This is a genomic window from Clostridium sp. Marseille-P2415, assembly GCF_900155545.1.
GTDB lineage: Bacteria > Bacillota > Clostridia > Lachnospirales > Lachnospiraceae > Lacrimispora.
In genome coordinates, this window is the sequence record NZ_LT732526.1 from 2,097,567 (window position 1) to 2,120,009 (window position 22,443).

Below are 22,443 nucleotides of genomic sequence, written 5' to 3' on the forward strand. Positions count from 1 at the left end.
GCCAGCCGTCCCGCCACTACCCTGTTAAAAAGCGGCCGTACTACTTCCATTGAAATGTATAAAGGCAATATTTATATGGTCCGGGATTTCCCGCTGAATGGAGAAAAAGGGCTTGGAACATTATTTATGAAAATGAAGCCTTCCATCCTATACGATTCCCTGGAAGGTGCACAGACATCTTTCAGCTATCTGCTGGCTTATGACAATACCTGGAATCCTCTGTTTCCAGATATGCTTGATTACAGCGTTCTGCCGGATGAAGTCATCAGGGAAATACCTTCTTTCATGGAACAGGGCAGGAATACCCGGTATTTCGGGAACCGGCATTATTTCTTCTGTAAATCGGACCAGACCAACATTAATCTGGTACTGTTGGTAGATGACTTCGCTTTTATGCCGTCTTCCCAGATGGTACTGATGAACTCTTTGCCTTTTTTTGCCTTGATTTTAATACTAAGTGCTCTGTTGTCAGTCTGCGTCCTTTATTTAAGCTATATGCCAGTTCAAAAATTAAAGAAAATGATATCTTCCGAAGGAAGTACGGAAAACAACGAGAATACTAAGAATGAATGGGCCTATTTAACAGAAAGCTTTTTGAAAATCTCCAATCATAAGAGCCAGCTGGATTACATTTTAAGCAATATGATTCCGAAAATTTCAAAAGAATTTTATTATGATTTATTGAACGGAAAACCTATGGATCTTCCATATATCCAAAGCATTCTGGCAAATATTAACAGCCCCCTTCATGCAGAAGGGATATGCAAAACCATTGCCATAACCTTCCATGAATCCATCGAACCTTCCATAAAGGTCCGGCTTTTAGATAATCTCAACCAGGCCCTGGCCCAATTTTCAGAAGGGATCTGCCAATATGTGATGCAACAGATTGATGAATCCCTTTATGCGGTCATTCTCCAATTTAACGCTGACACAGCAGCTCCTGAGATCACAGGGTTTGAAATCAAACTGGAACAGGCCTTCTTTAATGACCTGTCCGACCCAAATGCCGCCTGGCTGGAGATGGGGCCCAAATGCTCTTCGATTCAAAACGTATCCTTCTCCTATCAGGAGAGCTTAGAACGGCTGGCCCATCGAAAATATCCGTCAAAAAAAACGGACTTGGACTTAAATGCTTCTCATGAAGACTCTGTAACACCCAATCATCATTTCTTTCGGGTACAATTAAAGTCCATATCCGATTTAATTATGAAGGGAGAAACCGATCCGGCTCTTCAAAAAGCCCTGCATATCTGCCATACCTTATCCCGTGACGGAACTCCGGAGGAAATCTGCAGGGCTTATGAATTTTACCGGCTGGCCTTTTTGAACACCCTGGCCTCCTACCGCATAACGGATACAGAACAGGAAGAATATACTATTGTCTTCGAATCGGAACCCCATTTGGCAGCGCGCATAGGGGATCCTTCGCTGATGCAGGAATACATGGTTTCTTTCTGCACAGCGGCCATTCAACTGCTGGCAGAGAAATATCAGAAACAGCAGCATAAATACCTGGTTCGGACAAAACGCTACATAGAAGAAAACTATACCAATCCGGACCTTTCCTTAAACCTGCTGGCCGAACAGTGTAAAACCACCACCAGCTATTTAAGCCGGCTTTTTAAAGAAAGCTTTGGAATCAACTTTGTGGATTATTTAAACCAGTACCGGATAGAAAAAGCAAAGGAACTGCTCTTAACCACCAATAAGCCGATAAAGGAAATTGCTATAACCACAGGTTTTAACTCACAGCAAAATTTTATCCGGGTATTTAAAAAGCATGTAGGGATAACCCCAGGTCAATTTAAATCCAGCTTTTGCTAAAACACCTTATCGTACCCCGCCTTCTGCCATTTTCACTTTCTTTACAGGCAAACATACTATATATAAGAAATACGTATTTCAAAAATAGCAAAAAGGGGGGGCTATTATGCCTAATTACAGACCAGTTGTGAGAACAATCGGAGCTGCTTCAGCCATCTCGGCAACCATCGTTGCTGCAGATCTTACGACAACAAGCTGGGGATTGCTTTTAGTAAGAGGTTCCGCATTATTCAGCAATACAGTATTACGAAGCGGTGCAGTGGCAGTATGGGAAAGTACAAATCCGACGACTGCTTCTCCGGACCGTCAGACTTTTTCGGATGCCAACGGAACTTATGGTATCACTTGCAGAGCAGGCGTGCAGCTTCGCTTCAAGTTCTACAGCAGTTAATTCTTTAAGGGTGTCTCAAATTGGGACACCCTCTCCATTCGAGATCAATGTATAACAAAGGAGGCGAAGGAATGATACCAAAAGTTGTTTTAACAGGCTGTCAGATCATTTGTTCCAGAATCGTGACTGCAGATGTTACCTTACCGAAAAATGCGTTTTTTTTTATAAAAGGAATCGTTTACAGCCCAACAGGAGAACCATTGCCGAATGCCGCAGTTGAAATACGTTTGGTTGATGATTCCCATATTCCTTCTACAGAAAAAAGCCTTGGCGTGACCTTTACGCTTCATGACGGTTCGTATGGAATATCACTGCCCAGAATCTGCGGGATGCAATATAAATTAATTGCCTATTCCCCTGTATATGCGGAAGGAAAAAGAAGCTTCGGCTGGAGCGGAGGTTATTATGAAAAAGTATAAAACATTGGATGGATATGACGTCTATCGAATAAAAAAAGATAAAAAATTCTATTTTTTGGCGGATAGGCTTGATTATAAAAAAGAGATCAATCAATTATCAGATACATTGGATGATCTGAAATTTGACTCCCTGATTTTTTTATTTGGAATTGATACCGGGGAATACATCGATGAGATAAAAAAATTATTATGTAAAAAAAACAGAGTGATCATTTTTGAACCAAACCGTGCAATTTTTAAAAAATATGATCCGGATATTGCAGATAACATAAAGCTTGTTTTGTTTGAAGAAAAACAGGTAATAAAAATATTTGCCGATACGATCAATTATAAAAATATTAATAATGTGTATTTTTATGCTTTCGGCAGCTATGGCAGGATTTACAAAAATGAATACGACTGTTTGGTCGAACATTTGGACTGGACAATAATCAATGCAGCCTCGCAGGTAGATTTAGCAAAGCGCTTTAAAAAAATATTTATTCAGAATATGATCGCGAATATGAAAATGATAAATGAGTGCACTCCCATTCACCATTATATGTTTACAAACCTCAATGTACCGGCAATTGTGGTGTCAGGAGGCCCCTCTCTGGATTTAAATATCAAGGATATGCTTTTATACAAAGAGAAGCTTAAAAAGTGCTTTATCATTACAGGAAGCAGGACCGTCGATGCCCTGGTTAAGAATGGGATCCTGCCCGATATGATCGTATCCGTTGATCCGGTGGAGGCAAACTATGACATGATGAAGGATCATCTGGATCTGGATGTTCCGATCGCATTTTATGAATACAGCAACCGGTATTTAATAAGGGATTATAAAGGAGATAAAATTTTCATTTCCCTTCTGTTCTCTCAGACGATCAGGGGCTTCGAGCAGTTAAAAGGGGTCTATTGCGGAGGTTCGGTGGCTCACGCCTGCATTGATATCGCAAATATGCTGGGATGTTCTCCAATTATATTTGCAGGCCAGGATCTTGCCCATACCTTTAATAAGCATCACGCAGACAGCGCGGTTTTTGATTATGATAAAACCCTTCACTACAGGTCTCAGATAAGTGTAAAGGATGTATATGGGAAACAAATAGGAACTACGGTAACATTGGACCATTACAGAAGAAAACTGGAGCACTATATCAATCAATACAAAGAACAAAAACGAATCCGGTTCATCAATTGTTCCTACGGCGCCGATATCAAAGGCGCACCGCATAAAGAATTTTCAAAAGTTTTTGAACAGGAACGGTTTGATAAGCGAAAAAAGAGCTGTATCCCGATTCAGGATATTGCAGTCAACAGCAGGGAAACGGTCGGCTCGATCCTTCGATTTATTGATGAGTATTTGATAAAGGCGGGCCACGGCCTGGAATTATGTGAAATTATTATTTCTGAAAATCAGACAAAATCGTTAATAGAGGCTGACGAGGAGGATATGGATCTGCAAAGGATTCTCTATATCCTTCAGATTGTAAATGACTTTGAAAATGCTGCGGACAGCAAATATTTAGGCGGATACTTCAGTGAATTTCTATATGAAATGAAAGAAAAAACATTTTTTATGTATGCAAAGGATTATGAAAGACTGACTTCTGATTTGCAGCATCAGGCAGGCGCTTTTAAAGTATATTTTGAAAAGATGAAAGAAATGCTGGAAGAAGTAAAAAAGACAGCCCTGGAAACGGTAACAGAATTCTATAAACAGCATATAGTTAAGTAAAATAGGAATAAAAAGGGGAGCTATGCATGGAAAAAGAGGATCAAAATGAAATCAATGATGCCAAATATAAAGAAATCAAGATAAATAAAATGATTATAAACGGAAAAGAACAGGAAGGGAACATCATCAGCGCGGAGGATACAAAGGATAAACAGGAATTAAACGTAACCGTTTATACACAGAGCATAAAAACGGCTGAAAAAAAGGGAGGGAGGCACAGTTGGATCCATGAATTGCTTCAAAAAGGCCTCTTTCATGATAAGCGGAGCTAAGCTCCATTCCTGCAGAGAAAATCATTTTAACATTCAGCTGGAAAGACAGAACTTCCAAATCATCAACGGAACCGTTTATAACCAGAACCAGGAGCCATGCCCGGGGGCGGCTGTCCAGGTAATTCAAATAAACTGTAAGGATCATACAAGAAATCTGCTGGGATATGTTCTGACAGATGAAAACGGGCACTATTTATTTCCCATTGAAGCAAAACCTTATATGAAGTATGAATTAGCGGTCTATGCTCCGCTTCTCTGATGCAAAAAGGAGGAATTCTGTTGAGCTGTTATACGGAAGTAACTGTAACTCCAGAGGATTTGAAGAACCGGAAGATGATACAGACAACGATTGCCATCGAACGGTCTGATGAAGTTTTATTATCGGGAACGGTCTATAATTCACGATGCGAAGCACTGGAAGGTGCCGTTGTCCTGATTATGGAAATTTACCCGGGAAAACAAAGAGTAAAGAAAGGCTATGTAATAACCAACCGGTTCGGTGAATTCGCAGTCACGGTAAGTAAAAATAAATATGTCAATTATCAGCTGGATATATATGAACCTTTTATAACCGGTTAGATAAGGATGATCGCCATGGAGCAAATTTATAATGAATATGATACAGAAAATGTCCTGATCAAAGGATGGATCCGCTATCAGGATTTCAGTCCGGTAAGAGGTGCTGTTGTCATTTTAGAAAAGATTGATTGTTTCTATAACGAAGAATTACAGGAAGAAGATTATCAGGGTATTTATCTGAATCATACTTTAACAAATAGAAATGGAGAATTCTGTTTTATTATAACGGACAAAAAAAGCAGTTATAAAATAAAAGTTTTTGATAACCATCACAGGTAAGGGGGAACAAAATGAAAAAAGTTCTGGTTACAGGAGCAGATGGATTTATCGGCAGTCACTTAACCGAAACACTGATTGAACGCGGATATGATGTAAAGGCTTTTACCTTTTACAATTCCTTCAATACCTGGGGATGGTTGGATTCCCTTCCCAGCAGTATAAAAAAAGAAATAGAAATCCAAAGCGGAGACATCCGGGACCCAAACGGTGTGCGGAATGCCATGGAAGGGGTTGAATCCGTCTTCCACCTTGCCGCATTGATTGCGATCCCCTTCAGTTATCATTCTCCGGACTCTTATGTGGATACCAATATAAAAGGTACCTTAAATGTCTTACAGGCTGCAAGAAGCCTTGGTACCGGTAAAGTGCTGGTGACCTCTACTTCTGAGGTTTATGGCAGCGCCAGATATGTTCCCATTGATGAAAACCATCCATTTCAGGGACAGTCACCCTATTCCGCAACGAAAATAGGAGCTGACCGGTTAGCAGAGTCCTTTTACCGAAGCTTTTCCCTTCCGGTCACCATTGTCCGCCCATTTAATACCTATGGGCCAAGACAATCTGCAAGAGCTGTGATACCGGCCATTATCAGCCAGCTGTTAACCGGAATCGAAGAGATCCGGCTCGGCAGCCTGACTCCTACCAGAGATTTTAACTATGTGGGGGATACGGTAAATGGATTTATTGAAATAGAAAGATCTGATCAGACCATAGGAGAAGAAATCAATATTGCCAGCCAGAAAGAGGTTTCCATTGGGGATCTGGCATCGGAACTGATCCGCCAGATCAATCCAAAAGCCAGAATTATCTGTGACACAAAACGTCTGCGCCCTCAAAAAAGCGAGGTAGTCCGGCTCATGGGATCAAATCAAAAACTAAAGGAGCTCACCGGCTGGAAACAGGAATATACGCTCTCTCAGGGCCTTAAAAAGACCATTGACTGGATGAGCCAAAATCTGGATCACTACAAGGCGGATATCTATAATATTTAGAAAGGAAATAACAATGGGGGACCTGGTATGATACCTTTGTCTGTTCCTAACTTAAAAGGAAATGAAAAAAAATATCTTCTCGATGCACTGGATAAAGGCTGGGTTTCAACCTCCGGCAGTTATGTAACGAAATTTGAACAGGATATGGCGGCCTATTTGAATACAAAAGGCGCTGCCGCTGTTCAAAGCGGAACCGCCGCGATCCATCTGGCTCTGCTCCTTTCCGGCGTCAATTCTGAAAATGAAGTCATTGTTCCCACTCTTACTTTTATAGCCGCTGTTAATCCGGTAAAATACATAGGAGCAGAGCCTGTTTTTATGGATTGTGATGATTCTCTTAATATGGACTGCTGCAAGCTTGAGGACTTTTTAAAAAAGGAATGCCAAATGACTCCCCTGGGACTGCAAAATAAACGTACAAACCGGATCATCAAGGCAATCATCGTAGTCCACATCTTTGGCAATATGGCGGACATGGAGCGGTTAAGAGCCTTTGCCGACGAATATGGCATCCAACTGATCGAAGATGCTACGGAAGCTCTTGGAACCTGTTACACCCAGGGAGAATACAAAGGACAGTTTGCCGGGACGATCGGTGATTTCGGAGCCTACTCCTTTAACGGCAATAAAATAATAACCACAGGCGGAGGCGGAATGCTGACGGCTAAGGATGACAAAGCCCTGGAAAAAGCAAAATACCTCGCGGCTCAGGCAAAAGACGATCCTCTTCATTATACACACAATGAAATAGGCTTTAACTACCGCATGACAAATCTGCAGGCAGCGCTGGGAGTCGCCCAGCTGGAATGTCTGGAAGATTTTATTCAGATCAAGGAAAAAAATTACCAATACTACAGCGATGCAATCAAATCAATGGAAGGATTCGAATTGCTTAAGTTTCATGATAAAACACGCAGCAACCACTGGTTTTATTCTTTGCTCATACAAAAAAGCGGATTAAGCCGGGACACTGCAATGAAGAAATTAAAAGAGGCGGATATTGAAACAAGGCCCATATGGCAGCTGATCCATACGCAGAAAATGTACCGGAACAACCAGACCTATTACATCGAAAAGGCTCCCTTTTACCGGAACAGCGTCATGAATATCCCCTGCAGTACCAATCTTTTAAGGAAGGATATGGATCATATCATTCAAATGCTGAAAAGCTTGTAGATATCTGAAGGAAGGATAGGCATGGAGGTCAGCAGATTCTTTATATCGCCGGATATTCCGATTCGGGAGGCAATCGGACAATTGGACCGGACAGCGAAAAAAATTCTTATTGTCACAGAAGAGAAAAAGCTGGCCGGGGTCCTGACAGATGGGGATATCAGACGGTGGATATTAAAAAATAAAGATATCTCCCTGCCGGTCCGTTTCATCATGAACCCCTCTCCCATCGTTATAAAAAAAGAAGAACAGCACCTGGCACTGGAAATCATGAAAGAAAAGCAGATCGAAGGGCTGCCTCTGATCAATGATGACAATGAAGTTGTCGATATTCTGTTTTGGAATGAAATCAGCGATCATGAATACAATTACGGAAAGCAGAATCCCACACCGGTCGTCATCATGGCCGGCGGAAAGGGCTCCCGGTTATATCCCTATACCAAAATCATTCCCAAACCCCTGATTCCTGTCGGGGATATACCGATCGTAGAACGGATCATGAATCAAATCATGGAGTATGGATTTCATGAATTCTATATTACCATAAATTATAAAAAAGAGCTCATAAAAGCTTATTTTAACGGAGATTTTCCATATCATCTGCACTTTATCGAAGAGGATAAGCCGCTGGGAACAGCCGGCTCCCTGAATCTTGCAAAAAAATATATAAACGGCAGCTTCTTTGTAAGCAACTGTGACATCCTGGTGGACATCAATTATACCAAACTGCTGGTTTACCACAAAACCCACCAAAATAAGATCACCATTGTGACGGCTATAAAAAGCTATGAAATTCCATATGGAGTCGTTACCCTGGATAAGAACGGGAATATCGATGCCCTGAGCGAAAAACCCAGATACGAGCTGTTAGTCAATACCGGCTTGTATGTGCTGGAGGAAGAGATTTTAAAATATATCCCCCAGAATCAGTATTTTGATATGACAGACCTGATTCGAACATGTATAAAAAACGGGGAACAGATCGGAGCCTATCCTGTTATGGACAGCACCTGGCTTGATATGGGGGAATTTAGTGAAATGAAGAAAATGGCAGAAAGAATGAAATTATGAAAGAAGAAATGATTCTGATCGGCGGCGGCGGCCATGCAGAAAGTATCATTGATACGATCCAGGCACTGGAGCAATACGAGATCATTGGCATTCTGGATAACAATAAAAAAATCAATACGGAAATTCTGGGTGTAAAAGTCATAGGAAACGATTCGGATTTAAACGAATATTTTGAAATGGGAATAAAAAATGCGGTCCTTGCCATAGGCAGCATGGGGAACACCGGACCAAGGCGGAAGCTTTATGACCTCTGCAAAAAAATAGGCTACAAATTTCCGAATATTATCGATAAAAGCTCCATTGTATCGGAGACCTTAAGAATCGGCGAAGGAAATTTTATTGGAAAAGGTGCCATAATCAATTCCAGGGTCACGATCGGCAATGCATGTATCATCAACACAGGATCCATTCTGGAGCACGGATGTACCCTCGGAGACTTTGTTCATATCGCACCCGGAAGCGTTCTGTGCGGAAACGTCCGGATTCAGGCGAACACACACATCGGAGCACATTCTACCATTCTGCAGAACGTGACAATCGGGAATGACACCATGATCGGAGCCGGAAGCCTGGTACTGAAAAACATATCCCCCTATCAATTGGCTTATGGTAGCCCGGTAAAGGAGGCAGCTTTGCATGAGTAAAATCATGATCATTGCCGAAGCAGGAGTCAATCACAACGGAGATTTAAATACTGCCAAACGGCTCGTAGATGCTGCAAGTACCGCAGGCGCAGATGCGGTCAAATTCCAGACGTTCAAAGCGGGACATCTGGCAGTTCCTTACGCACAGAAGGCAGACTATCAAATGCAGAACACCGGCCGGTCATCATCTCAATATCACATGCTGAAAGAGCTGGAATTGTCCTGGAACGACTTTGAGGAGCTCTACCACTACTGCTCCGTAAAAAAAATAAAATTCCTGTCCTCTCCCTTTGACGAAGAAAGTATTGATTTTTTAGACCGGCTTGGCGTTGACACCATAAAGATCCCGTCCGGAGAGATTACCAACTATCAATATCTGCAAAAAACAGCCTCTATAAAGAAGCCGGTTATTTTATCGACCGGAATGGCAACGCTGGAGGAAATCGGCCAGGCTCTGGAGCTCTTAAATAAAAGCGGCGAGGAGATCATACTGCTTCACTGCTCCAGCGCCTATCCCGCTCCAATGAAGGAGGTCAATTTAAAGGCTATGTATACATTAAAAGAGATTTTCCATAAAAGAGTGGGGTACTCGGACCATACCCTGGGGATCGAAGTTTCCATCGCTGCTGCTGCTCTCGGTGCCTGCGTGTTAGAAAAGCATATGACTCTGGACAAAACCATGCCCGGACCGGATCATAAAATAAGCCTGGAGCCGGAGGAATTCAGGCGTCTGGTGGCCGGTGTCAGAAATATTGAGGAAGCGCTGGGAGACGGAATCAAAAAGCCGGCGGATGCTGAACAGAAGAACAGGGAGTTCGTCAGAAAATACCTGGTGGCCGCGAAGGAAATCAAAAAAGGGGAAGCATTCACCCTGGATAATCTATGCGCAAAACGCTGCGGACACGGCATCTCTCCCATGAAGATCAGGGACCTCCTGGGAAAAACGGCCCAAAAAGACTATTCAAAGGATGAGAGGATCGGGGAATGATAAAATTATGTGTGGTGACCGGAAGCCGGGCAGAATTCGGCCTGTTAAACCCAGTTATAAAGCGGATCCATGAGGACCCGGATTGTAAGCTCCGGCTGATTGCAACCGGAAGCCATCTGGATACCCGTTATGGACTGGATTACAGGGAGATCGAAGAACAGGGGATAAGCATCGATGAAACAATTGAAATGAACCTGGCCTCCGACACCCCCCGGGGAATATGCAAATCCATGGGCTTGGAAATGATCAGCCTGTCGGAGGCCTACGAAAGATTAAAGCCGGATATGGTACTGCTTCTCGGTGACCGTTATGAAATCTTCATGGCCGCAGCCGCCGCCGTCATCTGTAAAATCCCCATTGCCCATATCCACGGCGGGGAAATAACCCGAGGAGCTTATGATGACTGCATGAGACATGGGATCACCAAGATGAGCTACCTGCACTTTACCAGTACGGAGGAATACCGGCAGAGAGTCATCCAGTTAGGGGAAGATCCGGAAAGAGTATTTCACGTAGGTGCGCTGGGCATCGAAAATATCAAAAACCTCCGGCTCCTGACAAAGGCGGAACTGGAAAACGCATTGAACCTGTCCTTATCCGCTCCCACCGCCCTTGTCACCTATCATCCTGCCACCCTGGAGCCTGACACTATCTCCGGCCAGTTGGAGCCATTGTTAAAAGCCTTAAATTCCTTCCCTGATTTATTTGCGGTCTTCACAAGGAGCAATCCGGATACCGGCGGAGGGAGAATCAATGAAATGATTGAGGATTATGTGAGCAGGAATCCCCAAAGGGCGGCGGTATTCACATCTCTTGGGACGCTTCGGTATCTCAGCCTGATGAGCCACAGCCAGATGGTGATCGGAAATTCTTCCAGCGGGATCATTGAGGCGCCGTTTTTAAAGGTGCCTTCCGTTAATATCGGAAGCAGACAGGAAGGAAGGGTAAAGCCTCCATCCGTCATAAGCTGCGGCCATTCCGTAAACGGGATCATCACTGCCATGGAACAGGCACGAACCTATGACCGGACCAAGGACCATGGTCTAAATCCTTATGAAGGACACCACACCAGCCGGGAGATCCTTCGGATGATCAAGCTGGCTTTTGAAAAGGGAATCCAGCCGGAAAAAAAATTTTATGATATTGATTGGAACCGTCATGTATAAAAATAAGACTTTTCTGGGGATCATACCTGCCCGAAGCGGCTCAAAGGGGATCCCGGATAAGAATATAAGGGAAATAAACCACAAGCCTCTCATGGCATACACCATTGAAGCCGGAAAAAAATCAGGGCTGTTTGATCAGCTCCTTGTTTCAACGGATTCGGAAAATTATGCGGAAATTGCAAAACAATATGGAGCCAGCGTGCCGTTTTTAAGGCCAAAAGAACTGGCTTCCGATCAGGCGGCCACAAAGGATGTCATCCTTCATGCCATAAAGGAATTAAGTGAACAGGGGAAAACCTTTGATTACTTCATGGTCCTGCAGCCCACTTCCCCACTCAGAAATGAAACCCATATCCTGGAAAGCGCCGATCTCCTGTTAAAAAAGAATGGGGACGCTGTCATCGGCGTGTGCAGAACGGAGCCCGTCTCCCATCTGGCCGTTCCATTGACCGAAACAGGAGAAATAAAGGCCGGTTTTCCGGATAAACGGCCGGCCAGAAGACAGGATTTCCCGCCGGAATACAGGATAAACGGAGCCCTTTACCTGGTTTCGGCCAATATTTTTCTAAAATACGGAAGCTTTTACGCAGGAAGGACTTTACCCTATTTCATGAATGCCATTGATTCAATAGACATTGATGATGAATTTCAGTTAAAAATCGCGGAACTGCTTCTGATGGATCAGGCGTCCCCAACCTGCAGATAAAAGAGGAGAAAGGAACCCGGGTTCCTTTCTCCTCATCCGTTGATTCTATAAATCTTCTGCCGTTATGAGCCCAAGGGCCAGTCCGGCACCTTTTTCCAGTTCCTCTTCCGTCGTATACTCATTTGTGGTATGCACTTCATTCATTCCGCAAGCCACTACGATCCCCCGGATTCCGTTACGGACAAAGTGATTATTATCGCTGCCGCCCAGGGTGTACTGGGTGGAGCCCGAAAGCCCCAGGTTCCTGCAGACTTTTTTAAACCTTTTGACCACTTCTTCCTCATCGCCGATCTCATAGGCTTCGATCTGTTTTTCAAAACGGATCTCACAGCCTCCCTTGGATCGGGCCGCCGTATGTTCAAAAATTTCCTTAAGCCTGTTCCATTCCTCCATGGCCCTGTGATCCTTTAAGCTCCGGATCTCTCCCCATACGGTACACTCGTCGGAAACTATGTTGGTCTGTTTTCCGCCGCTTATCTTTCCGATGTTTACGGTAGTCTCTTCATTCACCCAGCCCTGCTTTAGCTGGGATATGGCGCGGGCTGCGATCTCAATTGCATTGATCCCAAGCTGGGGGCAAAAGCCCGCGTGGGCATTTTTGCCTTTCACCTGAATCTCAAAGGAAAGAAGGGTGGGCGCTGCCGTGGCAGCCAGACCGATCTCCCCGCTTAAGTCAAATACATAAGCCAGTTTTGATTTTATTTTGGAGTAATCCACCAGCTGGCTTCCTTTTCCGTAATTTTCTTCCGCTACAGGAAACAGGACCTCGATATCCGGGTGGGGCAGGCCGTTCTCTTTTATCACCCGGACAGACTCCAATATGGCGGCGATTCCGGAAAGGTCATCGGCTCCCAGCACCGTATCCCCTTCTGAGGTGATCCTTCCCTGCTCATCCTCTGCTGCCCGCTTCCCCTTTCCCGGCTTTACCGTATCCATATGGGCGGACAGCAATATGGGTTCCCCATCCCGGTTTCCCTTTAAAAAGCCATAGAGATTTCCGGTGGGAGCCGCGGACCCATATTCCGGTATTTTTTCTTTTAACCGGAAACCGGCGTCATCCTCCCGTACCTCAAAGCCCAGCAGTTTTAATTCGCCTGTCAAATAGTCCGCGATTTCCCGTTCTTTATAAGTTTCGGAATCAAATTCCACCATTTTCTTAAATTGGCTCACAAGCCTGCTTTTATCAACCATCCTGCCACACCTGCTCTTTTCGTATCATGATTTAACCAAATAACGGAGTTGATAAATACCGGTCCCCAGAGTCCGGCAACAAGACCACTATGGTTTTTCCCTTGTTTTCCGGTCTTTCTGCCAATAACTTCGCTGCTTTTAATGCCGCACCGGAAGAAATTCCCACCAGGATACCTTCTGTGACTGCAAATGCCTTTCCTTCTTTGAATGCATCCTCGTTCTCAACGGCGATCACCTCATCGTAAATCCCGGTATCCAATACCTCCGGAACAAAGCCTGCACCGATTCCCTGAATCTTATGAGGTCCCGGTTTGCCTCCGGAAAGCACCGGACTGCTTGCAGGTTCTACCGCCACGATTTTGACATCCGGTTTCTTTTCTTTTAAATATTCCCCGACACCGGTGATAGTTCCGCCTGTGCCTACGCCGGCAACAAAAATATCTACTTTTCCATCAGTCTGTTCCCAGATCTCCGGTCCGGTGGTTTCTTTGTGTACTTTTGGATTGGCCGGGTTTCCGAACTGTCCTAATATAACGGATCCAGGTATGCTGTCTTTCAGCTCTTCAGATTTTTCAATGGCACCCTTCATGCCTTTTGCTCCTTCGGTCAATACCAGCTCCGCACCGTAGGCCTTTAATAGGTTTCTTCTTTCCACGCTCATGGTATCGGGGAGCGTCAAAATGGTTCTGTAGCCTTTGGCTGCCGCAACGGCTGCCAGACCGATCCCGGTATTTCCGGATGTCGGCTCAATGATGGTGGCCCCTGGCTTTAAAATTCCCTTTTCTTCTGCATCTTCGATCATGGCCAGTGCAATCCGGTCCTTTACGGAACCTGCCGGGTTTAAGTATTCCAGCTTGGCCAGAAGCGTAACCCCTTCCACTCCTTCCTTTGCACTGTAACGGTTTAATCTGAGTACCGGTGTTCCTCCGATGAGCTCCACTGCACTTTCCTTAATTGCTCCCATATTCTTTCCCTCCATTTTTATATGATATTTATTATTTCCTTTAATGGGTTTATATTATAAAGAGCAGATACCGATTATGGCACCTGCTCCTTTGTTCCACCTTGAATATGAAAATTTCTCATATTTTGAGCTGTCAGGCATCATAATAAGCATTACAACAAAACTGTATCCCTCTTCCTGCATACAGCCTGACAACAACTTCTATTATTAAAAAATCCATGATTTACTGCTATCCTGTTTTTTTTCATATTGATCATCTCTTTTCATTACATATATGTTTAATAGGTTTATATGTTATAATTATATTAATACACGAAAAGGAATGTGTCAATACTTTTTTGTATTATTTTTTATTGTGTTTTTATCGCTTGTTCCAGACTCTGCAAAGCCCGTTCCAGAACAGGCCGCGGGCATGCGATGTTGATCCTTTCAAATCCCTCTCCAGCCGGACCGAACATGGCACCGCTGTCCAGCCAAAGCCCTGCTTTCTTTACAATTAATGCTTCTCTCTCCTCTTCCGTAAGGCCTAATTCCCGAAAATCCAGCCAGACAAGATACGTTCCCTCCGGTTCTATGAGCTTGACCTTACGTATTTTTTCCTTTAAAAATTCCCGTACATAAGAAATGTTTGCCCTTAAATACTCCATTAACTGGTCATGCCAGTCTTCTCCATAGCGGTATGCCGCCTCGCATGCGGTAAGGCCCAGTGTATTAAGCTGGCTGTACCCGGCTGCCCCTGCCTGCTTTCGGAATCTCCGTCTCAGCTGTGGATTGGCAATAAAAATATTGGAAACCTGTAAGCCGGCCAGATTAAAGGTCTTACTTGGCGCGGTACAGGTAATGGTCCTGTTTTTCAGTTCTTCGCTTAAATTTGCGAATACCATGTGCTGCCCCTTAAATACAAAATCCTGGTGGATCTCATCGCTGACCACAATGATGTCCCTCCTTATGCAGATCTCCCCTAACTTTTCCAGTTCTTCCCGGCTCCAGACCCTTCCCACCGGATTATGGGGATTGCACAATAAAAATAATTTCACATGGAACTTCTCTGCCTTTCTTTCGAAATCCTCAAAATCAATGTGATACCTGCCATCCTCTCCAAGAAAAAGGGTATTGTCCACAATGATCCTGTCATTATCTTCAATGACTTCGCTGAACGGATAATAAACGGGCTGCTGGATCAAAACCCCATCCCTCGGATCCGTAAAAGCCTGGACTGCCATGGCTAAGGCAAATACAACCCCCGGTGTCTTGACCAGCCACCTGTTTTCAACATTCCAGTTATGCTTTTTCTGCATCCAGCCCCGGACCGCCTCAAAATACTCTTCCTGGACCTCACTGTAACCGAAGATCCCATGCTCGACCCGCTCATGAAGGGCATTAAGAACCTTGCCGGATACCCTGAAATCCATATCCGCCACCCATAGAGGCAGGAGGTTTTCCGGCTTTCCTCTTCGTACGGCAAAATCATATTTGATGCTGTTAGTATTTTTACGGTCAATGACCTCATCAAAATCAATCTTTTCCTTACACATAAAATATCCGCTCCAATTCCTTTATCAAATCCTCCGTATCTTCGATCCCTACCGATAATCTTAAGATCCTGTCGGTCACCCCGTTTGCCGCCAGAACTTCTTTGGGCACATCGGCATGCGTCTGGGTGATCGGGTAAGTGATCAGCGTCTCTACGCCGCCCAGACTTTCTGCAAAGTGGATCAACCGGACCTCTTTTAAAATCCGATGGGCCAGTTCTTTCGTTTCAACTTCAAACGTAACCATACAGCCAAACCCTCTTGCCTGCTTTTTACAGACCTCATAACCGGGATGCTCCGGCCTTCCGGGGTAATACACCTTTGTGACTTTCTGTTCCTGACACAGCCATTCCACCAGCTTCCCGGCATTCTTTTCTGCGCGCTCCATCCGGATCGCAAGGGTTTTTATCCCTCTTAATATAAGCCAGCTGTCAAACGGAGCCAGCCCGGAACCTACCGTTTTAATAATAAATCTGAGTCTTTCGGCCAGCTCCGGTGAAGAAGTGACCAGAAAACCTGCGATGGTATCGTTATGGCCGCCAAGATATTTGGTTCCGCTATGGACAACAATATCCGCCCCCAGCTTCAGCGGATTTTGGAAATAAGGAGACAAAAACGTATTATCAACGATCAAAAGCAGATGGTGCTTCTTTGCGGTCTCTGCCAGTTTTCCAATGTCTATGACATTCATCATCGGATTCGTCGGAGTCTCAATAAATATGGCCTTTGTGTTCTCACCTACCAGCTTCTCAAATTCTGCACAATCCCTGCCGGAGCAGTCTACGGAACTGATTAAAAGCCCGTTCTTTTTACTGATATTATCGAACAGACGGATGCTCCCGCCATATAAATCACAGTCGGTAATAATATGATCCCCCGGCTGAAACAGTTCCATTAAGGCCGTGATCGCCGCCATTCCGCTTGAAAAAGCCAGAGCATCCACTCCATTTTCAAGGGAAGCTACCACCTTTTCCAATTGCTCTCTCGTTGGGTTCTGCAGCCGGCTGTAATCATAACCGGTGCTTTCCCCGATTCCTTTATGGGCAAAAGTGGCTGTCTGGTAAATGGGAAAACTGATCGCTCCTGACTTGTCTGCAGAAACCTCCTCCCCATTGCCATATAAACATTTTGTAGAAATTCCGTATTCCATATTCGTTCCCCGCTTTCTTCTATCTTTCCTTAAGTATACCAATGATGCGCGGCCGATGGTTATTACTTAAAAACAATAGCCTGTTATAATTTATTCCTATCGGAGAAGAAATTTATTTCACAGGTTGAATACCTATTCAGCCTATGATAAGATAGGAATTGATACATCAAATTATATAGTAAGGTGGTATACCATGAAAATATCAACACGCGGCCGTTATTCCCTCCGGATGATGATTGATTTAGCCGAGCATTATAACGACGATTTCATCGCTTTAAAGGATATTTCAGAAAGGCAGGATATTTCAAAAAAATATCTGGAACAGATCGTTCCGTTCTTAAACCGCAGCAATCTGCTGATCACCTACCGCGGCCACATGGGCGGTTATAAACTGGCAAAGCATCCTTCCAAGATAACCATAGGAGATATTTTACTGAGTTCAGAGGGAAGCTTAAGCCCGGTCAGCTGCATGGACAACGATCCCAATCTCTGCCCGCGAAAGGATGACTGCCTGACCCTTCCCATCTGGCAGGGCCTGTCTGAGGTCATCGAAAATTATTTAAACAGCATTACCCTGCAGGATATTCTGGACAGCCGCCTGGATTCTCCCGAATATTACATTTAATCAATCATAGCACCTGTTCCTCGTATTTTTTTAATTCTGCTATATATTTTTCACCAAGGATACTTAAGGGCATTTTCCTCTTCTTAATATAACCGATCCTCATTTTATCACTGGTATCCAGAGGAATTGCCCTGTATTCATTACCGTTTAAATCTTCGCAGATGATTCCGGAGCACAGCGTATACCCATTCAGTCCGACCATGAGATTTAAGAGCGTAGCCCTGTCATCCGCCTTTATGATCTGCTTATATTCATAGGTGCTGAATACTTCCTCTGCCAGATAAAAGGAGTTGTTGGTTCCCTGTTCAAACGACAGGCAGGGATAATTTTTCAAATCTTCAAAACCGATCCGCTTTTTCTCTGCCAAGGGATTTCCTTTCCACAAATACACATAGATCCCGCACTGGAATAATTCAATAAACTCCAGTTCATTTTCAAGAATAATTTTCCGGATCGCCTTCTGATTAAAATCATTCAGATACAGGATGCCCAATTCGCTTTTCTGGTTTCTCACATTTTCAATCACTTCATAGGTCCTGGTCTCATGGACCGCAAATTCATAATCATCCATCCCGAATTCCTTTGCCATATGAATAAATGCCTGGACTGCAAAGGTGTAGTGCTGCATGGATACACTGAATTTCTTTTTGAACTGTTCTTTTTTTACGAACCGTTCTTCCATCAGCCGGTACTGCTCTAACATCTGTCTGGCATATCCCAGGAATTCTTCTCCCTCCGGTGTGATCACGATTCCCCGGTTCGAACGCAAAAATATCTGCAAACCGATTTCCTGTTCCAGATCCCGAATGGTACTGGATAAACTGGGCTGCGTGATAAACAGCTCGGAAGCCGCTTTGTTCATGGATTTTTGATTTGCAATGCATATGGCATAGCGTAACTGTTGTAACGTCATATTTTCCTCCTTCGGCTGGGCTCTCCTGACGACGAATAGCTGCCATAAGAATTATGGCAGCCCGTTTCTGGTTATGTAATAAAATATCTTATGGAACGGCGGTCCGTTTACTTCACTGCCTTAAATGCCTCGTCCAGATCTTCTATGATATCATCTGCATTTTCGGTTCCTATGGATAACCGGATGGTATTCGGCTTGATTCTGGAGCCTGTTAATTCTTCCTCTGTCATCTGGGAATGGGTAGTTGACGCCGGATGAATGACCAGGGATTTAACGTCCGCAACATTGGCTAACAGGGAAAATAACTCCAGCTGATCAATGAAATCCTTTGCCTTCTGGGCATCTCCCTTGATCTCAAAGGTAAAGATAGAGCCGCCGCCGTTGGGGAAATATTTGCTGTATAACGCCTGCTGTTCGGGATCCCCGGATATGGAAGGATGATGAACCGTCTCAACCTGCGGGTGGTTTTTCAAATAATCTACAACCTTCAACGCGTTTTCTACATGCCGTTCTACTCGAAGGGACAAGGTTTCCAAGCCCTGCAGGAAGAAAAATGCGTGAAATGGGGATAAGGTAGCGCCAGTATCGCGAAGTAAAATCGCACGGATTTTTGTTACATAAGCCGCTGCTCCTACTGCCTTCGTAAAGCTGATCCCATGATAGCTTGGATTTGGCTCTGTCAGGGAGGGGAATTTGCCGGAAGCTTCCCAATCAAATTTACCGCTGTCTACGATAACGCCGCCGATGGTTGTTCCATGACCTCCGATAAACTTTGTTGCCGAGTGTACAACAATATCCGCTCCATATTCGATCGGTCTTACCAGATAAGGGGTTGCAAAGGTATTATCAACAATTAAAGGAATTTTATGTGCATGGGCAATGTCCGCAATCTTTTCTATATCAACCACATCGGAATTGGGATTGCCCAGGGTCTCAATAAAGACCAGCTTCGTATTATCCTGAATGGCATGTTCCAGCTCTTCATAATCAAAGGGGTCTACAAAGGTTGTTTCTATGCCATACTCAGGCAGCGTATGCTCTAATAAGTTGTAGGTACCTCCATAGATATTCTTGGCGGCAACTACATGATCTCCGTTTTTTGCTAAATTTTCAATGGAATATGTAACCGCTGCCGCGCCGGAAGCAACTGCAAGGGCAGCTTCCCCGCCTTCCAGGGCTGCTATTCTCTGCTCAAAAACCCCCTGAGTAGGATTTGTCAGCCTTCCATAAATATTGCCGGCATCTGACAGCCCAAATCTTGCTGCTGCATGGTCACTGTTATGAAATACATAGGAAGAAGTCTGATAAATCGGAACTGCTCTTGCATCGGTAACGGAATCTGCCTGTTCCTGCCCAACGTGTAACTGTAATGTTTCAAATTTGAGATTTCTTTCTGCTCTTGTCTTCTTAGCCATTTTAATTTCCTCCTGCTTTATATACTTGTCTGTTTCATCTCTGCTTAGTTCGTATTATACCTTGTTTCCAAACGAAGTGTTAATATTTATAAGTATTACCCGGTTATAGGAAAAATCTATAACCAACTCTTCAACCAAGGGACGGCATTTTTTCCATTATACAACACTCTCCGGCTGATTACACTAATTTTTTGATTCCCTGCTTATCCATCATATATTCCCGGCTCGTGAATATATATATTAAAAAATAATATATAGGAAATCAGCCTATGAATGAACATTATCCATTTGTGAACCCGCCGCTTCCATATGCATATGACTCACTTGAACCTTATATTGATACACAAACAATGTATGTGCACCATGACAGACTCGTACAAAGATACGTGTTGAATCTTAATGATCTTTTGAAAGACTATCCGGAACTGCAAAATTTGTCTTTGGAAGAGATGCTTACAAACCCGGAAAGCCTTCCGGAAGAGATACGCCAGGGCATCATAAATAATGGTGGAGGACTTTACAATCACATCATATATTTTGGCGGCATGACAAATTCCCTGACACGTTCCCAGGCAGAGGCATTGTATCCGGCCATAGTACGGGATTTCGGCACGGTGGAACATTTTTTTGATGAATTTAAAAGATATGCATTGACTATATTCGGATCCGGATATGCCTGGCTGGTCATGGACCAGAACGGCTTGCTCAGCATCCGAACAACACCGAATCAGAATACGCCCATCACAGATAATTTTTGTGTTGTTGCCGGCGTTGACGTGTGGGAACACGCATATTTTTTAAAGCGCTTTAATGACCGGGCCGCCTACCTTGAGGACTGGTTCCACGTCGTAAGCTGGGAACAGGCAGACGAGCGTTATAGAAATTGTCTCACTGCAATAAATGCCTGAGCACTGACCTGCAAAAGCCATATAGGTGCGGACCTCCAAACTGTTGTAAAACGGAATTACCAGGTTTGGAGGTTTTGCTGCAGCTATAAAAGCAAACATATATATTAAACTATAAAACATTTTAAGGAGCTCCTATGATACTTGCAAATCAACAAATAGAGGTAATCTGCCCAACCGAAGCAATCGTTCCTACCGAAATAAGTCAGGTAACCGATTCAAGAGGACAGCAATATACTCTGTCCCAATTATCAGACTATGCAGGTAATTTCAGTGCACAGTTATCTCAAAAACCATTAGAAATGCAGTTTCCGTCAAGTGGACCGCCTCCCTTATTTCAAGACTGGTCAGGCCTTGCAAATGATCATGATGAACCTCAGCATTGGACAGTTCCTGTAGACGGTAACACTGAAACAGAACTTACGGCACCATGCTTATTAAATAACTGGATTCATATAGGTATCTATATCGATCCTTCACTTCCTGCTATTTCGTTACCTTTTTACATGACGGCAATTAGTTCTGTTGGGGTTATCGGATATATATGGAGTACCGTATATTTTCCTATTCCCTCCCCAGTTCCTCCATTCCCTGTCCCATTTCCAATCTCTGTTTTTATTCCATTGTCAGTAATGACAGGTATATTATGTTAATAATTTTTAACGGGAAGGTGTTTATACGCCTTCCTTTTGCAGCCGTCAGCCTTATCCATCAGCGGATGTCTCCTGCGACCGTTGTAATCATCTAAGTTTTCAAAGTACTTCTGCATGGGATTCCTCCTCTGGTTTCAAGGGTACTGCCGGGTACTGTTCAATGAATCGTTCCAGATCAGATCCCCTTATCTTTTTAGAACCAAGCAATAAACACGGAAGCTGCCCTTGCTTTATCAAGGCATACACGGCATCAGTATTTGTTTTTAAGATTTTAGATACCTCTTTGACGGTATAAAGCGGTTCGTAAGTTTTTACCATCAGGCTCCCTCCTTTTGTAGTCTTTACATGGGTATCGTCTACTGCACTCCGGACAGCAGCTGCGGTAAGCACATGATTTGCATGAATATGTAATCATATCAGGCTTTCCCTCCATCAGTTCCGATTGAGCCTCAACCGCTATTGCTATCCAAACCATAGTGATACGCGGTTTCTTCTTTTCCATCCCTCTCTTCCGTCCTCCTGATACAATTCATTTTCCTTGGCCACTTCCAGCTTTAAAGCAAGTAACGTATTAGCGTCCCTTGTCAAAAGCCGGATACCAGTTAAGTCAAGCTGCTTCAGGACCGTAACCATGTTATTGATTTCCTGCTCTTTTTTCAGTTCCAAATTTAACATTTTATCACCTCGCTTTCTATTGCTATAATTTGTCATTCCTTCCTTTCGATACAGGCTCCTGCCAGAGCCGGGCACATAAGAAAGAGGATGATTTAGCGGCATACACACCACTTGAAGAAAATATATGGAGATATTTTTTCTTCCCCTCCGCCTCAGATATTTTCCTTCTCTATCTCTAACCTTATCACCACCC

General features: G+C 43.9%; 26 protein-coding genes. 18 read left to right on the plus strand and 8 right to left on the minus strand.

The window, feature by feature from the left end:
• From BQ9856_RS14555 to BQ9856_RS14625, 15 genes are all read left to right on the plus strand, one after another.
• Positions 1 to 1,827 (plus strand): helix-turn-helix domain-containing protein (locus tag BQ9856_RS14555; RefSeq protein WP_159442005.1); only part of this gene is annotated, 1,827 nt, incomplete at its 5' end.
• A 106-nt stretch (positions 1,828 to 1,933) separates the two neighbouring features.
• Positions 1,934 to 2,218 (plus strand): hypothetical protein, encoded by a 285-nt coding sequence (locus BQ9856_RS14560; RefSeq protein WP_077611670.1) that lies wholly within the window; start codon positions 1,934 to 1,936, stop codon positions 2,216 to 2,218.
• Positions 2,219 to 2,289: 71 nt separating this feature from the next.
• Positions 2,290 to 2,637: a carboxypeptidase regulatory-like domain-containing protein gene (locus tag BQ9856_RS14565; protein WP_077611671.1), complete on the plus strand. Its 348-nt coding sequence runs from the start codon at positions 2,290 to 2,292 to the stop codon at positions 2,635 to 2,637.
• Entirely contained in the window at positions 2,624 to 4,357 is a 1,734-nt protein-coding gene (locus BQ9856_RS14570) for a motility associated factor glycosyltransferase family protein (protein WP_077611672.1), read from the plus strand. Before BQ9856_RS14565 ends, BQ9856_RS14570 begins: the two co-directional genes overlap by 14 nt.
• A gap of 26 nt (positions 4,358 to 4,383) precedes the next feature.
• A complete protein-coding gene (locus tag BQ9856_RS14575) occupies positions 4,384 to 4,629 on the plus strand; it encodes a hypothetical protein (RefSeq protein WP_077611673.1) in 246 nt (81 codons plus the stop codon).
• Positions 4,613 to 4,888 carry a carboxypeptidase-like regulatory domain-containing protein gene (locus BQ9856_RS14580; protein WP_077611674.1) on the plus strand — a complete coding sequence of 92 codons (276 nt, stop codon included), beginning with the start codon at positions 4,613 to 4,615 and terminating at the stop codon, positions 4,886 to 4,888. The genes BQ9856_RS14575 and BQ9856_RS14580 overlap by 17 nt, the downstream gene beginning before the upstream one ends.
• Before the next feature lie 20 nt (positions 4,889 to 4,908).
• Positions 4,909 to 5,208, plus strand: a complete 300-nt coding sequence (locus tag BQ9856_RS14585) for a hypothetical protein (protein ID WP_077611675.1) — start codon at positions 4,909 to 4,911, stop codon at positions 5,206 to 5,208.
• A 15-nt stretch (positions 5,209 to 5,223) separates the two neighbouring features.
• Positions 5,224 to 5,487, plus strand: a complete 264-nt coding sequence (locus tag BQ9856_RS14590) for a hypothetical protein (RefSeq protein ID WP_077611676.1) — start codon at positions 5,224 to 5,226, stop codon at positions 5,485 to 5,487.
• A gap of 11 nt (positions 5,488 to 5,498) precedes the next feature.
• A complete protein-coding gene (locus tag BQ9856_RS14595) occupies positions 5,499 to 6,479 on the plus strand; it encodes an NAD-dependent 4,6-dehydratase LegB (protein ID WP_077611677.1) in 981 nt (326 codons plus the stop codon).
• 27 nt (positions 6,480 to 6,506) lie between these two features.
• Entirely contained in the window at positions 6,507 to 7,655 is a 1,149-nt protein-coding gene (locus BQ9856_RS14600) for a LegC family aminotransferase (RefSeq protein WP_077611678.1), read from the plus strand.
• Positions 7,656 to 7,676: 21 nt separating this feature from the next.
• The gene (locus tag BQ9856_RS14605; protein WP_077611679.1) at positions 7,677 to 8,723 is read left to right on the plus strand and encodes a nucleotidyltransferase family protein; all 1,047 of its coding nucleotides are present in this window, start codon (positions 7,677 to 7,679) and stop codon (positions 8,721 to 8,723) included.
• Positions 8,720 to 9,367, plus strand: a complete 648-nt coding sequence (locus BQ9856_RS14610) for an acetyltransferase (RefSeq protein WP_077611680.1) — start codon at positions 8,720 to 8,722, stop codon at positions 9,365 to 9,367. The genes BQ9856_RS14605 and BQ9856_RS14610 overlap by 4 nt, the downstream gene beginning before the upstream one ends.
• Positions 9,360 to 10,355 carry an N-acetylneuraminate synthase gene (gene neuB / locus BQ9856_RS14615; RefSeq protein WP_077611681.1) on the plus strand — a complete coding sequence of 332 codons (996 nt, stop codon included), beginning with the start codon at positions 9,360 to 9,362 and terminating at the stop codon, positions 10,353 to 10,355. The genes BQ9856_RS14610 and neuB overlap by 8 nt, the downstream gene beginning before the upstream one ends.
• On the plus strand, positions 10,352 to 11,521 hold the full coding sequence (neuC, locus tag BQ9856_RS14620) for a UDP-N-acetylglucosamine 2-epimerase (RefSeq protein ID WP_077611682.1): 1,170 nt from the start codon (positions 10,352 to 10,354) through the stop codon (positions 11,519 to 11,521). Before neuB ends, neuC begins: the two co-directional genes overlap by 4 nt.
• Positions 11,493 to 12,227 (plus strand): acylneuraminate cytidylyltransferase family protein, encoded by a 735-nt coding sequence (locus BQ9856_RS14625; protein WP_235839219.1) that lies wholly within the window; start codon positions 11,493 to 11,495, stop codon positions 12,225 to 12,227. The genes neuC and BQ9856_RS14625 overlap by 29 nt, the downstream gene beginning before the upstream one ends.
• Positions 12,228 to 12,272: 45 nt before the next feature.
• Here BQ9856_RS14625 and BQ9856_RS14630 read toward each other — a convergent pair whose 3' ends face one another.
• From BQ9856_RS14630 to BQ9856_RS14645, 4 genes are all read right to left on the minus strand, one after another.
• Positions 12,273 to 13,418 carry a M20/M25/M40 family metallo-hydrolase gene (locus tag BQ9856_RS14630; RefSeq protein WP_077611683.1) on the minus strand — a complete coding sequence of 382 codons (1,146 nt, stop codon included), beginning with the start codon at positions 13,416 to 13,418 and terminating at the stop codon, positions 12,273 to 12,275.
• A gap of 31 nt (positions 13,419 to 13,449) precedes the next feature.
• The gene (gene cysK / locus BQ9856_RS14635) at positions 13,450 to 14,382 is read right to left on the minus strand and encodes a cysteine synthase A (RefSeq protein WP_077611684.1); all 933 of its coding nucleotides are present in this window, start codon (positions 14,380 to 14,382) and stop codon (positions 13,450 to 13,452) included.
• A 350-nt stretch (positions 14,383 to 14,732) separates the two neighbouring features.
• Positions 14,733 to 15,917, minus strand: a complete 1,185-nt coding sequence (locus BQ9856_RS14640) for a MalY/PatB family protein (protein ID WP_077611685.1) — start codon at positions 15,915 to 15,917, stop codon at positions 14,733 to 14,735.
• Positions 15,910 to 17,064, minus strand: coding sequence for a trans-sulfuration enzyme family protein (locus BQ9856_RS14645; RefSeq protein WP_077611686.1), 1,155 nt, complete (start codon positions 17,062 to 17,064; stop codon positions 15,910 to 15,912). Before BQ9856_RS14645 ends, BQ9856_RS14640 begins: the two co-directional genes overlap by 8 nt.
• Positions 17,065 to 17,257: 193 nt before the next feature.
• On the opposite strand from BQ9856_RS14645, the gene BQ9856_RS14650 reads away from it, so the two are divergent.
• Positions 17,258 to 17,689: an RrF2 family transcriptional regulator gene (locus BQ9856_RS14650; protein ID WP_077611687.1), complete on the plus strand. Its 432-nt coding sequence runs from the start codon at positions 17,258 to 17,260 to the stop codon at positions 17,687 to 17,689.
• A gap of 4 nt (positions 17,690 to 17,693) precedes the next feature.
• Here BQ9856_RS14650 and BQ9856_RS14655 read toward each other — a convergent pair whose 3' ends face one another.
• Together BQ9856_RS14655 and BQ9856_RS14660 are read right to left on the minus strand one after the other, a co-directional pair.
• The gene (locus BQ9856_RS14655; protein WP_077611688.1) at positions 17,694 to 18,602 is read right to left on the minus strand and encodes a LysR family transcriptional regulator; all 909 of its coding nucleotides are present in this window, start codon (positions 18,600 to 18,602) and stop codon (positions 17,694 to 17,696) included.
• Positions 18,603 to 18,709: 107 nt separating this feature from the next.
• Complete coding sequence (locus tag BQ9856_RS14660; RefSeq protein ID WP_077611689.1) at positions 18,710 to 20,017, minus strand: O-acetylhomoserine aminocarboxypropyltransferase/cysteine synthase family protein; 1,308 nt, start codon at positions 20,015 to 20,017, stop codon at positions 18,710 to 18,712.
• 269 nt (positions 20,018 to 20,286) lie between these two features.
• Between BQ9856_RS14660 and BQ9856_RS14665 the strand changes: the two genes are divergently transcribed.
• On the plus strand, positions 20,287 to 20,925 hold the full coding sequence (locus BQ9856_RS14665; RefSeq protein ID WP_077611690.1) for a superoxide dismutase: 639 nt from the start codon (positions 20,287 to 20,289) through the stop codon (positions 20,923 to 20,925).
• Positions 20,926 to 21,059: 134 nt separating this feature from the next.
• Positions 21,060 to 21,575, plus strand: coding sequence for a hypothetical protein (locus BQ9856_RS14670; RefSeq protein WP_077611691.1), 516 nt, complete (start codon positions 21,060 to 21,062; stop codon positions 21,573 to 21,575).
• A gap of 99 nt (positions 21,576 to 21,674) precedes the next feature.
• Here the strand turns inward: BQ9856_RS14670 and BQ9856_RS14675 are convergent, their stop codons facing one another.
• Entirely contained in the window at positions 21,675 to 21,893 is a 219-nt protein-coding gene (locus BQ9856_RS14675) for a helix-turn-helix domain-containing protein (protein ID WP_077611692.1), read from the minus strand.
• Positions 21,894 to 22,037: 144 nt separating this feature from the next.
• Entirely contained in the window at positions 22,038 to 22,250 is a 213-nt protein-coding gene (locus BQ9856_RS14680; protein ID WP_077611693.1) for a hypothetical protein, read from the minus strand.
• Positions 22,251 to 22,443 lie beyond the last annotated feature (193 nt).

Excerpts from the sequence above, each read along its gene's own strand:
- BQ9856_RS14560 (WP_077611670.1), top strand. The coding sequence starts at position 1,934 with ATGCCTAATTACAGACCAGTTGTGAGAACAATCGGAGCTGCTTCAGCC.
- BQ9856_RS14565 (WP_077611671.1), top strand. The coding sequence starts at position 2,290 with ATGATACCAAAAGTTGTTTTAACAGGCTGTCAGATCATTTGTTCCAGA.
- BQ9856_RS14570 (WP_077611672.1), top strand. The coding sequence starts at position 2,624 with ATGAAAAAGTATAAAACATTGGATGGATATGACGTCTATCGAATAAAA.
- BQ9856_RS14575 (WP_077611673.1), top strand. The coding sequence starts at position 4,384 with ATGGAAAAAGAGGATCAAAATGAAATCAATGATGCCAAATATAAAGAA.
- BQ9856_RS14580 (WP_077611674.1), top strand. The coding sequence starts at position 4,613 with ATGATAAGCGGAGCTAAGCTCCATTCCTGCAGAGAAAATCATTTTAAC.
- BQ9856_RS14590 (WP_077611676.1), top strand. The coding sequence starts at position 5,224 with ATGGAGCAAATTTATAATGAATATGATACAGAAAATGTCCTGATCAAA.
- BQ9856_RS14595 (WP_077611677.1), top strand. The coding sequence starts at position 5,499 with ATGAAAAAAGTTCTGGTTACAGGAGCAGATGGATTTATCGGCAGTCAC.
- BQ9856_RS14600 (WP_077611678.1), top strand. The coding sequence starts at position 6,507 with ATGATACCTTTGTCTGTTCCTAACTTAAAAGGAAATGAAAAAAAATAT.
- BQ9856_RS14605 (WP_077611679.1), top strand. The coding sequence starts at position 7,677 with ATGGAGGTCAGCAGATTCTTTATATCGCCGGATATTCCGATTCGGGAG.
- BQ9856_RS14610 (WP_077611680.1), top strand. The coding sequence starts at position 8,720 with ATGAAAGAAGAAATGATTCTGATCGGCGGCGGCGGCCATGCAGAAAGT.
- neuB (WP_077611681.1), top strand. The coding sequence starts at position 9,360 with ATGAGTAAAATCATGATCATTGCCGAAGCAGGAGTCAATCACAACGGA.
- neuC (WP_077611682.1), top strand. The coding sequence starts at position 10,352 with ATGATAAAATTATGTGTGGTGACCGGAAGCCGGGCAGAATTCGGCCTG.
- BQ9856_RS14625 (WP_235839219.1), top strand. The coding sequence starts at position 11,493 with ATGATATTGATTGGAACCGTCATGTATAAAAATAAGACTTTTCTGGGG.
- BQ9856_RS14630 (WP_077611683.1), bottom strand. The coding sequence starts at position 13,418 with ATGGTTGATAAAAGCAGGCTTGTGAGCCAATTTAAGAAAATGGTGGAA.
- cysK (WP_077611684.1), bottom strand. The coding sequence starts at position 14,382 with ATGGGAGCAATTAAGGAAAGTGCAGTGGAGCTCATCGGAGGAACACCG.
- BQ9856_RS14640 (WP_077611685.1), bottom strand. The coding sequence starts at position 15,917 with ATGTGTAAGGAAAAGATTGATTTTGATGAGGTCATTGACCGTAAAAAT.
- BQ9856_RS14645 (WP_077611686.1), bottom strand. The coding sequence starts at position 17,064 with ATGGAATACGGAATTTCTACAAAATGTTTATATGGCAATGGGGAGGAG.
- BQ9856_RS14650 (WP_077611687.1), top strand. The coding sequence starts at position 17,258 with ATGAAAATATCAACACGCGGCCGTTATTCCCTCCGGATGATGATTGAT.
- BQ9856_RS14655 (WP_077611688.1), bottom strand. The coding sequence starts at position 18,602 with ATGACGTTACAACAGTTACGCTATGCCATATGCATTGCAAATCAAAAA.
- BQ9856_RS14660 (WP_077611689.1), bottom strand. The coding sequence starts at position 20,017 with ATGGCTAAGAAGACAAGAGCAGAAAGAAATCTCAAATTTGAAACATTA.
- BQ9856_RS14665 (WP_077611690.1), top strand. The coding sequence starts at position 20,287 with ATGAATGAACATTATCCATTTGTGAACCCGCCGCTTCCATATGCATAT.
- BQ9856_RS14670 (WP_077611691.1), top strand. The coding sequence starts at position 21,060 with ATGATACTTGCAAATCAACAAATAGAGGTAATCTGCCCAACCGAAGCA.
- BQ9856_RS14675 (WP_077611692.1), bottom strand. The coding sequence starts at position 21,893 with ATGGTAAAAACTTACGAACCGCTTTATACCGTCAAAGAGGTATCTAAA.
- BQ9856_RS14680 (WP_077611693.1), bottom strand. The coding sequence starts at position 22,250 with ATGTTAAATTTGGAACTGAAAAAAGAGCAGGAAATCAATAACATGGTT.